Genomic DNA, 12,912 nt, shown 5'->3' on the forward strand with positions numbered 1-12,912 from the left:
TATTCTATTTATTTAATATCATCTTTTTTGATATTTTACCTTTTGAATAATATAAGGTATAAAAGTATATACCAGAACTTAACGCCTCACCGCTGAACTCAAATTTATATTTTCCTGCTTTTAGTCTGTTTTCATTTATTCGGTTAACTTCTCTTCCTAAAATATCATATACAAGTATTTTAATATTGTCCTCTATTGGTAATTCAAATTCTATAGTTGTAACGGGGTTGAAAGGATTGGGATAGTTTTGGAACAATCTGAATTCATTCGGAATATTATTGCTTATAGGTTCTATTGCCACATATGTCCCGCCATTAGTCGTATGCAATATTGCGTACACATCAACTGCCCAACCCGTTGTATCATTAACAAATTCTATATCAGTAAAAAAGCCGCCCGTAACTGGTATGCTTTGTTGGTAAAAATTTAGCCCTCCATTCGTTGTTTTATAAATATCACCGTTGTCTCCTCCAGTCCAACCAGTAAAGGCATTGATAAAATGTAAACATACGCCGGGTGTATTAGCTACTGAGTCCCAGTTTAATCCCGCATTTGTTGTTCTAAATATCTTGTTATTGTAACTAACTACCCAGCCAGTATTAACATTAATAAACATAAGAGAATTATACCAGTAATCTGAAAAGGTTCCAAAGAACTGAAAGAACCAGTTTAACCCCCCGTTTGTGGTTTTGCGCATATAACCAACGTCACCTGTAACCCACCCTGTCTGTGAGTTTATAAATTGTATGTCTCTCAACTGTGCTGTATTGCCGGTATTCAAAGAGTCCCATGTTAATCCTCCATTTGTTGTCCGCCAAATTATACCTAGGAAGGCACATACCCAACCTGTATTTACATCATTAAAACTTATTGCGTTCAATGAACCATTGGTAACCGATGGTCCAGAAAGCTGAACCCAGTTATCTCCTCCATTTGTTGTCTTTAAAAAAGTATTCGTCCAGCCGGCTATATAACCTGTATTTGCATCAAACATCTGAATATCGTTCAGCTCTCTGTTGAGTGGTATCGAAGGTATCTGAGTAACCCAGTTTAATCCTCCGTTAGTGGTTTTAAGGATTTTGCTTGCTGTACCGACAATCCATCCTGTATTTACGTCCACAAAATCTATGTTATAAAGTGTTACGGTAGTCCCGCCATTTTGCTGCACCCACTGTGCACCTGCGAATGAGTGAAACAATGAAATAGTGAGTAATATGTAAACTGCTTTTTTCATAAAATTATTATATTAAAATTATGCATTTGTCAAATAAAAATAGGACTGCCCTTGTATTCAGGGGAAGTCCTCTAACATGCTCGGCATCAAAAACAAGAATATAGGTTTCTCATCTTTTTTACTCCGTTAAATTATAGTAATCACCAATGCAAAGGTAATTATGGGAAATCGAAACATTTTCTATAAGTTCGTTTCTAAAAAAAAAAAAAAAATGATTGCAATTGCAAGGGTAAATGAGGGGTATAACACTAAAACGGTAAATTTATTCGAATTGATAGGAAATCAAACTATATTTATTTTTGCTGATTATCAAAATTAAATACCACATAATGAAGGCAGTAATATTAAATGAAAACGGCGGCATTGATAAACTCATCTACACCGAAGAACACCCTGTACCTGATATAAAACCCGGTGAAGTGCTGGTGAACATTAAAGCTACTTCTGTTAACAGGGCTGATCTTGTGATCCGCGGAGGGTATCCCGGACTTGCTCTTAACTTTCCGCATATTTTAGGCGGCGATATTGCAGGTGTTGTTGCGAAAACAGGAGGTGATGTAAAAGGATTTAAAGAAGGTGAAAGGGTCGCAGCGTGGTCAATAGTTTCAGAAGCTGATGATGACTGGTCTAAAAAAGGCAAAGCCGGGCAATCCATAAGCTGGCAGTATTTTGGGATGCACCGAAATGGTTCATATGCGGAATATTGCGCGGTACCTGCTTCATCATTAATTAAGCTGCCTGAAAATGTTTCCTTTGAAGATGCTGCCTGCCTGCCGGTGGCGGGTCTTACTGCTTACCATGCAGTTAAAACTGTGGGTGATGTTCAAAAGGGTGATAAATTCTTTATCTGGGGCGGTACCAGCGGACTTGGAATAATTGCCATTCAGCTTGCTAAAGCGCTTGGCGCAGAGGTTTTTGCCACTGCGGGATTCTCGCACAAGATAGACTTTCTGAAACAATTAGGGGTTGACCACATATTCAATCATCGTGATGGTTCAGCTATAGATGATGAGGTTATGAAAATCACCGGCGGCCTTGGTATTGATGTGATACTTGATTACGTCGGACCCGAAGCATTTCCGAAAAATTTTAAAATGGTAAAAAAAGGCGGCAAGATATTGTTTTGCGGAATTCTGACAGGAAGGGAAGCGATGGTTTCGCTGCACCAGACTTATTTGCGGCATATCAGCCTGCTGGGTTTATATCTCGGTGAAAAAAATGAGCTTGAAGTGCTGATAAAGCTGGTTAGCGAAGGAAAGATCAAGCCGCATATCGGCGCATCCCTTGATCTTAAAGATGCAGCGAAGGCACATGAAATGATGGCAAAGGGTGAGGTGATCGGGAAGATAGTATTGAAGATCTGATTATATCATTGGACGTCAATTCCTCGTTCCCAAACTCCGGTTTGGGAACGTAAAGGTCAATACCTGATTAATCCTCCATCTTATATCTTATCTCGCGCTGTTCAATATAATACAAAATATCGCTAAGGGTTTCTTCCGGTGATTGCATCGTATTATCAATTGTAATCCCGAAACCCGGGTCATTCACACCAATATTATAATGGTATTTTATTCTTTCGGTTTCCCATTCAGTAAGCTCTCTTGACCCGCGGTTGGAAAGCGCATGATCTATCCTTGGATTCAGCGTAAAGAAGAACCGCTGCACATCTAAAGGCAAATGTTTGTTGAAATATTCATACTCATCCCTGCTGAGAGGGTAAGTAATGATCACATTCATTTCTTCCCCGATGAAATTCTGAGTTAAACTGAGTGCGTTTTTGAGGTTTAACGGAATTGATTCTTCTAGTGGCAGCCAGCTTACCATTGCCCTTAAGTCATCAACTTCAATATGCGCAGTGCGCGGAAATTCTTCCCGAAGAAGCTTCGCAATAGTTGTTTTACCTGAATTAATTGAACCGGAAAGAAATATTATCATTATTACACTTTATTTTCAGGATATGGTTTGTATAAAAAAACCCTGAAGTAAATTCAGGGTCGAAAAAAATTATTGCCGGGTTTACTTGTTAATTTAAATACTTAATCCAGTTTTATCCCAAACCTCTGCTTTAGTTGCAGAAGCAACTGACCTTGCTCTTTCAGCGCCCTTTTTAAGAATATCCTTTACATAAGAAATATCATTTTTCAGGCGTTCACGCTCTTCACGGAAAGGCTTGAATGTTTCTATTACTTTTTCAAGCAGCAATTTCTTTGCATCGCCGTAGCCCATACCGCCTGCGCGGTAGCGCTCAAGAAGCGCAGCTTTTTCACTTTCCGATGCAAAATAAGAGTAAAGCTTATATATTGTATCAGGTTCTTTCGGGGCTTCTACCGGTGTGGAATCAGTAACAATTCCCATTATCTGTTTCTTTAAAGCTTTATCAGTTGCGAAAATTTCAATAGTATTACCGTAGCTTTTGCTCATTTTCTGCCCGTCAGTTCCTATTACAACAGCTACTTCTTCAGGTATAAACGGCTCAGGCAGCTTAAACACATCGCCGTAAATACGGTTGAACTTTCCGGCCAGATCACGCGCTATTTCTACATGCTGTTTCTGGTCTTTGCCTACCGGAACAATATCGGGCTTGTAGATAAGTATATCAACCGCCATTAGTACCGGATATGTAAACAGACCCGCATTAATTTCCTTAATTCCCTTAGCAACTGCATCCTTGTATGCATGAGCCAGCTCAAGCATAGGCATTGGTGTGAGGCAGTTAAGTACCCAGGTAAGCTCTGCATGTTCAGGCACATCACTTTGCCTGAAGAAGACTGCTTTGTTGGGGTCAAGCCCCAAAGCGAGATAATCCATTGCCAGATCAAGAATCAGCTCCTGAAGCTCTGCTTTATTTTTAACAGTGGTAAGCGAGTGCAGGTCAGCTATAAAAATATAATTCTCACGGTCATCCTGCATGTTAACATGCCCCTGCATAGCGCCAAGATAATTTCCAATATGCACCTTGCCTGTGGGCTTAACGCCTGAGAGAATTCTTTTTTTCGGTGATGTAGGTTGTGAGGGTGAAGCCATTATTCAAACTTCTTTTGTGCCAGAACTATTGCGCCGACTATTGCTGCCAGCAAAACGAATGAAACAAGCTCAAACGGGAATGAATAAGTAGTATAAAGCTCTTTGCCGACTGATTCTATTGTACCCATAACTTCAGCGTTTGGATTCATGTTTTTAAACTTACCGAAAAATGCGAAAAATGCGGTTATACCCAGTGATGCAAACAGCATTAATGCAAGTATAATTGCGGATAATTTTTTATATGTAACTGTTTCGGTAAGTTTTTTTTCTCCGCTTAAGTTCAATAACATGATAACGAAAAGGAACAATACCATGATTGCGCCTGCGTATACCAGGATCTGGATAATTGCCACAAACTGTGAACGAAGCATAAGGTAAACGCCTGAGATTGCAAAAAAATTAACAACAAGATAAAGTGCGCTGGTTATCGGGCTGCGTCTTGTGATCATCATTATTGCCGAACCAAGCGCAAGGATGGCAAATAAAAGCGTTATTATATTTTCTGCATTCCAGATCATTGTAGTAGTAAATTTTATTTCTTTGAAACATGAACATCTTTCTCTTAATGCACTTTATCTAAGTGAATGAGAAATGAAAGTGCCCGGAGCCGGAATCGAACCGGCACTGAGATATTATCCCAACAGGATTTTAAGTCCTGCGCGTCTACCAGTTCCGCCATCCGGGCAATATTTCAAAGAATTTTCAGCTATTTTTGTGCAATTTAGCCGATTTTTTGCGGTTATAGAACACATAAATAATAATTTTTTCCAATTAAATCTAACCTAAAATTCGGTAGTTTCAGGGATAAATGTCACTTTTTAATTATAAACTTCATTACATCCTCGAGCCTTGTTTTAGCTGTCATTTTCATGACCCTCGAAGGCTTATAGTTCCTGTAAACCCAGTTGGAAATTATTTTAAGTGAATCGATTTCATCTATCTTGAATTTATGATATGCTTTTCCAAATACATACTCTTTAAATAAAGCCCCGCTGAAATACAGGTAATTTATTTCTTCCTGTATGTTCTGCAGATACTCAGCATCGTTTTTTGAAATTTCATCGATAATATAAGTCTTTGCAGCCTTGCCGTTAACCATCAAAAATATTTCATATGAAGTTTCATCAATGGAATTTTTACATTTAATAATATAGTTCTGAAGCTCAACAATAGAATTAGTAAGCTCGATATTAAGCATAACTTTCCGAAGGTCAGCAATATTATCGCGCAGATGCGAAGCATGTTCGAAATTTTCCTCACCCGCTGCAATTTCCATTTCACGCTCAAGGAATCTCACCGCCCCTTCTTCAGAATCAGAGAGCAGGAATTTATCAACACGCTTTACTTCCCGGTGGTACTCAGCCGCGCTTGATGTAAAATTACACGGCGCTCCGCATTGGCCGATTTCAAAATACATGCAGGTACTATGGTTTTTTGCCGGCTTCAGGTTTATATCATCGCACTTGCGCAGCTTGTAAAGCCGGTTAATTCTTTCAATTAGGTTGTTTACTGTAAATGAGCTTGCAAATGGACCGTAATATTTTGCGCCGTCAGGTATTATTTCAAATACCTTCTGTACTTTTGGGAATGCCCGGTTAACATCGATCTTTATGAATGGAAACTTGCGGTATGATTTAATCGCTGAATTGAATCTGGGCTTATGTGATTTTATCATCCGGCTTTCAGCCAGAAGGGCGGAAAGCTCAGAGCCGGTTGTTTCCCACTCAACCCTGTGAACATACCTCACCAGCTTTTTAACCTTTGTAGAGTGTGAAGTATTGTGGTAAAAATAAGAGCCCAGGCGCTCTTTAAGACTTTTTGCTTTACCTATATATATTATCTCATCATTTTTGTTGAACATAAAATATATGCCGGGCTTTTGCGGTACTTCCTTCAGGTTTATCTTAAGCTTTTTGAATCTTGTTGTTGTTTTTGTATCATCATATATCTTTTTGAACTGAAACCCGATTATCTCATCTGCTGTCTCAAACTCAAATTCACTTACAAGCTGCTCTATAAAAATAGAAAGTATCTGCGCTGTCGCGCGGGCATCATCAATTGCCCTGTGTTTGCGTTTGGTGTGTATGCCAAAATGCCGCTTTAATGAATCCAGTGATTTTGAAGGAAGCGAGCGGCTAAGCCTGCGAGCAAGCCTTGCAGTGCAAAGTGAAGGATACTCTAGCCTGTTATAGCCTGCCCTCAGCAGCGACTCATTTAGGAAACTGTAATCAAATCTTACATTATGGCCGCCGAGTATCACACCGCCGCTGCCAATAAAATTCAGTATTTGCGGAGCTAATTCTTCAAACGCCGGTTTTTTGTGAACCATTTCATTGGTGATTCCCGTCATTTGTGTGATATAAGGCGGTATAAATTCACCCGGATTCATCAGGGTTTCGTATTCATCGATAATTTCGCCGCCTCTTATCTTAACTATGCCTATTTCAGTCATGCGGTTATTAACCGCGCTTAATCCTGTTGTCTCAACATCAAACACAGTGAATACTGTATCATTTAATGATGATATTGTTTCAACAGCTTCAGGAGATAATATTTCAGATACGGCTTTCAAAATTTGTAAGATGCAAATTAATTAAATTAATTATAACTTTGTAAACCAATAATGAGGCAATACAGGTCTTAAATAATCTAAACCACAAATTTCACAATTATAACCGAATTTATTCCGGTATTACTTAAAATGCTTATTGGATGTTTTGATTATAGTAAACCTGAATAAAATTAATTAATTATGGAAAACACTCAGGACTTCTGGCAGAAACGGTGGATCGATAATAAAACCGGGTGGGATATCGGATATGCTGCACCGCCGATTACTGATCTAATCGATACACTTACTGATAAAAATATAAAAATTCTGATACCCGGTGCCGGAAATGCGTATGAAGCAGAGTACCTGTTTAAAAATGGATTTAGTAACGTTTACGTTATGGATATAGCGGCAAAGCCGCTTGAAAATTTAGGTCAGCGCGTACCGGACTTTCCCCGGGAACAACTGCTTAATGAAAACTTTTTTGAGCATACAGGCCAGTATGACCTCATCATTGAACAAACATTTTTTATTGCTATCGATCCGGCATTAAGGCAGGAATACGTTTTAAAGATGAAAGAACTGCTTAAGCCTACCGGTCATTTAACGGGACTATTAATTTTCAAAGATGAACCTTCACAGGGCGGGCCGCCTTACGTAGATACAAAAGAAAATTACCGTAAATATTTTGAAGGTGAGTTTAATATCCTGAAGTATGAAATTGCAGAAAACTCAATAAAACCCCGTGCAGGATGGGAAGTGTTCATTGATATGGTGAAAATTGTATAATCGAATATTATATTGTATCAAGGAAAACGAATTATTTTAATCTTTTAATCAATTCATGAATATTGAATTTACAAAACATGCCCTTGAAGAAATTCAAATCAGGGGAATTGAACTGGATATTGTTGAGAAAATAATTCGAAATCCAAAACAGGTATTAGAATCTGAAAAAAACAGGAAGGTCTACCAGGATATTATTGAATTTGAGAATAATAAACAGTATGTTGTTAGAATAATCATAGATGAAACCAAAGATATTAACAAAGTAGTTACAGTATATAAATCAAGTAAAATCAAAAAATACTGGAGGGAAGATGAAAGTTAAATATGATGCAGAAGTTGATATAATGAGAATTAGGTTCAATGATAAACCTGTTTCTGAAAGTGATGAAGAAAAAGCCGGAATTATTCTTGATTACGATGAAAACGGAAAAGTAATTGGGATTGAAATTCTCGACGCTTCAAAAAAGATCATAAATCCTAAATCAGTAGAATATGAGATTGAAGGTGTTTAATCATACAACAACCTTAATCGTAAAACAAACCCCAGTCATCTTTTATATCGTTTTCTTTATCAAATGTATTTACCCATTCAACAAACAATATCCTGAAATTTTCAATTTCATCACGAAGCAATTTAAGATATTCAGGTTTGGAAAGATTTTCAGCTTTGCAAAACGATGTTTGCGTAAGCAGGTCTCGTGCGTGAATTTTTATCAGCACAGCATTTTCCATTCTTAGTGTGTACATATCACCGGCTTCTGCCCCGGCGATCTTCGGCCCAAGTATATAAGCGTTCATCAGCATCTGGTCTTTCATCATCAGGGAATCTTCTTCCTCTTTAATTGTTTCAGCAAGCGATGTGGTGAGCTTCCTTATATTTACCGCGCTTTTGTATATTGGCATTTCGCGGAGCCGCTCGTGTTCCTTCTTAATTTCTTCTTCCGCTTCCGCAAGGTCCTGTTCGTTTATATCATTAAAGTATTCTTCGGGGTTAAACCCGTCTTCAAATCCCCCTTCTTCATTATCATCATCTAACGGGTCTTTTGGTTCTTTAGCCATATTTATTTTTTAAAGTTTACGCTGCTCCTGAAGCTATAAAATATACTGTTGTTAAATATATCCAAATAAGTGCAAAAATAATGTGCATTATTGTTTCAAACCTTTTGCCTTTCCACAGCTCCTTTGAGTATACAAAGAACTGGAACACAAGCCTGATGAACCAGAAAATAGCTAAGCCAAGTGAAATTACTCTGCCAAACGGGTTTGTTAAAAGCTCAGCGGAATATACCAGGCTTAATATACCCATCATTAAAACAGTGAGCGCAATAAAAAAAGTGTGCACCATCATCATTTGCCTGTTTATCAGGCTTAGAGCCTGCAGGTCATCCTTCCAGTTAAAACGCCTTGGGAAGGCAATGTGGATAATTCCAAGGATTATAAGAATAACACCGGCTATTTTAATGTATATTTCCATGATTCAACTTTTGGCTAAGCTGTATATATTGAGAAACGGAGTTAACTTTTTGGCTTCCGCAACCTTTAAACCCGCTGACCTGAAATTTTCCAGCCATGTATCGGGTGAATGGAAGTGCAGGAACCCAATATTGAATGCCAAAAAGTTGACAATATCTCTTTGATGTTCAACAATAATTATTCTGCCGTTTGGCTTCAGTGAAGCTTTTAATTGTGAAAAGAATCGGATCCTCTCACTATTATCCCTTATTTCATGTACTGAAAGAATTAAAAAGATTATATCGTAGATTTCTTTTTCTGACAATAAATTACCGGTATCAATTTGAATAGTTCCGGGATACGGAGGATATGCCTTACGCGCCCGTTCAATAGATATTTCTGTATGTTTCTTTGGATCGTAGAAATCGAACACTTCCAGCATTGAACCCTGATATTTATTTTGAATTAGAGTGCTGGTTTCATCAAAGCCGGCGTTTATATTTGCAATTCGTTTATGTTGGGGAATATCAAGGCCATCAAGCCAGTTCAAAGTATATAGATTTGATCTATCATAAATATACCATGAAACTAGAAGTGATATTACAATACTTAAAGCAGCTAAAGCTGCGGCTGCAAAGTGAATCATTGAAACAACACCTGAAAAATACCATCCCATATACGCAATGAACAAAATTACAGGTATTGAATAAGCGTAAAAATGCCAGTTGAACCTGATAATATTATAAACACCCTCAAGCGGCTTCCTGTTAGTATTCATCCGTTCCATAATTCCTTGCGGCCTTTTTTCCAGTGGTAGGGTATGTTCTCTATCATAAATGCATTTGCCAGCATTAATCCCTTAATGTTTTTTGATTCAATGAAAGTTACTTTATCATTTATCACTTCCACCGGTTCAGGCTTCCAGTTGCTGCGTACTCCTTCTATTATCAGTACTTCTTTTTTGGGTTTGTTGTATGTAAATGTAAAGGGCAGCGGACCCGCAAACTTTCTTGCATCGTTCCAGTTATCAAATGGTGAGCCAGCAGGAAGCTCAATACCGGCAGAGCCGCAGTTAACTTTAACGTCAAGCCCCGAGGCTTCTGAATGAACGGTTACTATGCTGTCATTTTTGGTGAAATCAATATCGGTAGTTGTATAATTGTAGTGAGTGAAAATATTTCCCCAGAACTCCATTTTTTTACGGTTTGTCTGTGAGCCCAAAATATAAAGCCCCCGCAGGCTTTTCCCTGCTGTGGTTTTAAATCTTACAAATACCCTGTAACCAATTAGTATAAAATCATTGCCTATTACCTCAGGTAATCCTTTAGGGCGGAGCCCCCGTGTTTTAACCATTGCAGCCGCCAGAAATGCCCATGTATCTTTGTATGTATCAAGTGTTAAACATTCCGGAATCAGTGAAGCGAGCTCTTCCTTCGGCGCGGCGTATGTAAGCACCAGTGAGTTTTCAAAGAATGTTTCAACCGGGAATGGATGATCTTTAAGTGAAAGCATTAAGCTGTTTTTGGTTTCAGAATAAATTCATTAAAATAAACTACACTTACAAAAAATACCGCTATTACTATATTCAACCTGCCGAACAAAAGCAGTTCAGGCGCTATTATATATTCCAGTACATTCATTGTTAGTACCACCGTTATTTGCATTATAGCCGCCAGGCGGGAATATTTTCTGCTTATAACCCAAATGAACATACCGATCTCAAGAACTCCGATAACTTTTACCGCGATAAAAGAAATTCCGTCTCCAAGTATCTTTGCTACAATTTCCTGGTGTCTCGGAACGAATCCAAGTACCTTGGCAAAAAGCCCGTTTATCAGCCAGACAAGAGAAATAAGGATCGTGAGAATATTATGCAAGGTGTTTTTCTTCATTTATAATTCTTCAAAACGCCTTCGGCAAGTTCAATAACCCGTTTTTTGAGCTCAGGGGGTTCAATAACCTTTACTCCTTCGCCGCGGGTGACTATCCAACCCGCAATTTCATCAAGTGAATTCACTGTCGCAGTATATTCAATTGAGCCGTCAGGCATTTTTGTAAATGTTTCTGAGTCGAGTAATTGTTTCGGTTTAAGTCTATCTGCCCAGTAAGATGAGAACGAAAGCTTTATAGAATAGGTATCTTCACCAAGCCAGCTGCGGAATGAATATTTAAACACATCATCAATTTTTTCTTTTGAAACCGGCTTAAAGGTCCTAGGCGAAGCTTTTGCGTGAAGTATCTTATTCATCAAAAATTGTTTTATCCTGCCTTCATTTAAGGTAAGCAGCCTCCAGTAATTATCGGTCTGGAATATAAGCAGCGGTGAAATTTCTAACCCTCTTTCATATACATCTGCATCCTTTTCGTAATCAATTACAGCCATTGTATTGCTATCTATACACATCTGCAGAACTACCATGTTTGCAAGCGCTTCTTCCTTTAGCCTGGTAACGAGCAGGGCAGTTGATTTTTCCACGAAGCTGCCTGATGATATCAAGGCCGAATACTGCTTGATAAGCTCGCGTATCTTATCAGCCGAAGGCTTTTTATCGATTGTAACACCGCGCCCCTTTGCGGAATGTATTAGAATACCTGATGAACGCAGGTCGCCCAGATCCCTTTTAATGGTAAGCTCTTCAACTCCGAACAGTTGCGCAAAATCACTCAGTGATTTGCCATCATAGTTTTTTGCAAGGCATAAGCCCAGAATTTCTATCTGACGTTTGAATTTTATTTTGAAATCAAGCATAAGCCGCAAAATAAGAGCAAATTTATGGTAATTCACGGGTTAATTTTTTGCATAAAAAAATCCTCCTTGGAAAGGGGGATGATAATTTAGAGTTATGAGAATCACGAAAATCAATCAATAAATTAAATCTACCGTAAATTATAGATGGGGATTTAATACTTTATTGTTTACGAGTTATGAGACCACCCCTCAATCTATTTCCTGTCGGAAATAGATTTCTTCCCCTCCTAAAAACAGGAGGGGAGTTTTTTGCCAAAAATCGCATAAAATTGCAGTATTCAAGGGGAACATTAGCTATCCTGAAAAAGTATCATGCAATGATACACATAGAGCCATAACGGAGGATATATTTGTATCGTAATTAAGAAAGGAAATAAAACATGGTATCACTTAAAAATTTTGTTGAAGACTTAAGAGAAGAAAGACGCGAAGATAAAGACCGCGGACTTATGGCTGTAACACTTGGGCTTACTATTTTTTTCCTGGTATTAAGTATATGGGCATCTGCACTGTAAAACTGAATAATAAAACTAAAAAAGTATAAATCAATGAACAACATAATTAAAATAAACCAGCCTGATGTTTTAGCGGCAAATATCTGCAGGAATGTTATTAAAGAGCTTATAATGCGTTCTGATAAATACAATGTATCTGCCGCAAAGTTTAATACGCTTGTTAAAGCGTATTATACTCTCGAAAGCTTTCCGGTTAAGAAAATTTCAGGGTATATCGATATTTCGGCAAATACACATCTGCCCGGGGGCTCGCTTGATTACAGCTCATTCACAATAGGTGAAGATTACTTTGAAGTATATACAGGATTTGTAAGCTATGAAGGCGGCGAGTGTGATGACAGCTCATGGGAAAAGATATATTCTTCAAAAGATGAAGCTCACCGCGCAAATCTTGTAAAGGCAATGGAGTGCTGGGCTGAGAGCTTCCTGCTGCATCTTGATGAAAATCCCGCAAGATCACTGCTTATAATTGACCGCTCACAGCTTGAAGGCGATGAAGCCGTACATGCTGAAATTAAACCTCAGCCAAAAGTTGTAGCGCCTGAGTACTCTTACCTTAACAGCAAAAATTACGAAGAAGTACCTTTTTAAATAA

At 38.3% G+C, this 12,912-nt stretch carries 16 protein-coding genes and 1 tRNA gene; 5 read left to right on the forward strand and 12 right to left on the reverse strand.

Annotation, left to right across the window (positions count from 1 at the left end; all coding sequences use genetic code 11):
• Positions 1-4: 4 nt before the first annotated feature.
• Positions 5-1,234 (reverse strand): T9SS type A sorting domain-containing protein, encoded by a 1,230-nt coding sequence (locus tag J0M37_04605; GenBank protein ID MBN8584355.1) that lies wholly within the window; start codon positions 1,232-1,234, stop codon positions 5-7.
• Between the two features lie 329 nt (positions 1,235-1,563).
• Between J0M37_04605 and J0M37_04610 the strand changes: the two genes are divergently transcribed.
• Positions 1,564-2,598, forward strand: coding sequence for a zinc-binding dehydrogenase (locus J0M37_04610; GenBank protein ID MBN8584356.1), 1,035 nt, complete (start codon positions 1,564-1,566; stop codon positions 2,596-2,598).
• 67 nt (positions 2,599-2,665) lie between these two features.
• On the opposite strand, the gene J0M37_04615 is transcribed toward J0M37_04610, so the two are convergent.
• The 5 genes from J0M37_04615 to J0M37_04635 all read right to left on the reverse strand — a co-directional run bounded on the left by J0M37_04615 (position 2,666) and on the right by J0M37_04635 (position 6,833).
• On the reverse strand, positions 2,666-3,172 hold the full coding sequence (locus J0M37_04615; GenBank protein MBN8584357.1) for a hypothetical protein: 507 nt from the start codon (positions 3,170-3,172) through the stop codon (positions 2,666-2,668).
• Between the two features lie 93 nt (positions 3,173-3,265).
• Positions 3,266-4,261, reverse strand: coding sequence for a tryptophan--tRNA ligase (trpS, locus tag J0M37_04620; GenBank protein MBN8584358.1), 996 nt, complete (start codon positions 4,259-4,261; stop codon positions 3,266-3,268).
• A complete protein-coding gene (locus J0M37_04625) occupies positions 4,261-4,779 on the reverse strand; it encodes an NADH-quinone oxidoreductase subunit J (protein ID MBN8584359.1) in 519 nt (172 codons plus the stop codon). Before J0M37_04625 ends, trpS begins: the two co-directional genes overlap by 1 nt.
• An 80-nt stretch (positions 4,780-4,859) precedes the next feature.
• A tRNA-Leu gene (locus J0M37_04630) sits at positions 4,860-4,946 on the reverse strand.
• Between the two features lie 126 nt (positions 4,947-5,072).
• A complete protein-coding gene (locus J0M37_04635; protein ID MBN8584360.1) occupies positions 5,073-6,833 on the reverse strand; it encodes a GIY-YIG nuclease family protein in 1,761 nt (586 codons plus the stop codon).
• A gap of 180 nt (positions 6,834-7,013) precedes the next feature.
• On the opposite strand from J0M37_04635, the gene J0M37_04640 reads away from it, so the two are divergent.
• Genes J0M37_04640 through J0M37_04650 form a run of 3 tightly spaced genes read left to right on the forward strand, consistent with a single transcriptional unit; the run spans position 7,014 to position 8,113 of the window.
• Positions 7,014-7,601 carry an SAM-dependent methyltransferase gene (locus J0M37_04640; GenBank protein ID MBN8584361.1) on the forward strand — a complete coding sequence of 196 codons (588 nt, stop codon included), beginning with the start codon at positions 7,014-7,016 and terminating at the stop codon, positions 7,599-7,601.
• Positions 7,602-7,656: 55 nt separating this feature from the next.
• Entirely contained in the window at positions 7,657-7,923 is a 267-nt protein-coding gene (locus tag J0M37_04645; protein MBN8584362.1) for a DUF4258 domain-containing protein, read from the forward strand.
• Entirely contained in the window at positions 7,913-8,113 is a 201-nt protein-coding gene (locus tag J0M37_04650) for a DUF2283 domain-containing protein (protein MBN8584363.1), read from the forward strand. Before J0M37_04645 ends, J0M37_04650 begins: the two co-directional genes overlap by 11 nt.
• 13 nt (positions 8,114-8,126) lie before the next feature.
• Here the strand turns inward: J0M37_04650 and J0M37_04655 are convergent, their stop codons facing one another.
• Genes J0M37_04655 through J0M37_04680 form a run of 6 tightly spaced genes read right to left on the reverse strand, consistent with a single transcriptional unit; the run spans position 8,127 to position 11,802 of the window.
• Complete coding sequence (locus J0M37_04655; GenBank protein MBN8584364.1) at positions 8,127-8,660, reverse strand: hypothetical protein; 534 nt, start codon at positions 8,658-8,660, stop codon at positions 8,127-8,129.
• Positions 8,661-8,676: 16 nt separating this feature from the next.
• The gene (locus J0M37_04660; GenBank protein ID MBN8584365.1) at positions 8,677-9,075 is read right to left on the reverse strand and encodes a hypothetical protein; all 399 of its coding nucleotides are present in this window, start codon (positions 9,073-9,075) and stop codon (positions 8,677-8,679) included.
• Between the two features lie 3 nt (positions 9,076-9,078).
• Positions 9,079-9,831, reverse strand: coding sequence for a class I SAM-dependent methyltransferase (locus J0M37_04665; GenBank protein MBN8584366.1), 753 nt, complete (start codon positions 9,829-9,831; stop codon positions 9,079-9,081).
• Positions 9,828-10,565 carry a DUF2071 domain-containing protein gene (locus tag J0M37_04670; protein MBN8584367.1) on the reverse strand — a complete coding sequence of 246 codons (738 nt, stop codon included), beginning with the start codon at positions 10,563-10,565 and terminating at the stop codon, positions 9,828-9,830. Before J0M37_04670 ends, J0M37_04665 begins: the two co-directional genes overlap by 4 nt.
• The gene (locus J0M37_04675; GenBank protein ID MBN8584368.1) at positions 10,565-10,945 is read right to left on the reverse strand and encodes a DoxX-like family protein; all 381 of its coding nucleotides are present in this window, start codon (positions 10,943-10,945) and stop codon (positions 10,565-10,567) included. Before J0M37_04675 ends, J0M37_04670 begins: the two co-directional genes overlap by 1 nt.
• Positions 10,942-11,802: a WYL domain-containing transcriptional regulator gene (locus J0M37_04680; protein MBN8584369.1), complete on the reverse strand. Its 861-nt coding sequence runs from the start codon at positions 11,800-11,802 to the stop codon at positions 10,942-10,944. Before J0M37_04680 ends, J0M37_04675 begins: the two co-directional genes overlap by 4 nt.
• Positions 11,803-12,350: 548 nt before the next feature.
• On the opposite strand from J0M37_04680, the gene J0M37_04685 reads away from it, so the two are divergent.
• Entirely contained in the window at positions 12,351-12,908 is a 558-nt protein-coding gene (locus J0M37_04685) for a hypothetical protein (protein ID MBN8584370.1), read from the forward strand.
• Positions 12,909-12,912 lie beyond the last annotated feature (4 nt).

Source organism: Ignavibacteria bacterium, assembly GCA_017303675.1.
Taxonomy (GTDB): Bacteria; Bacteroidota; Ignavibacteria; order Tepidaquicellales; family OLB5; genus OLB5.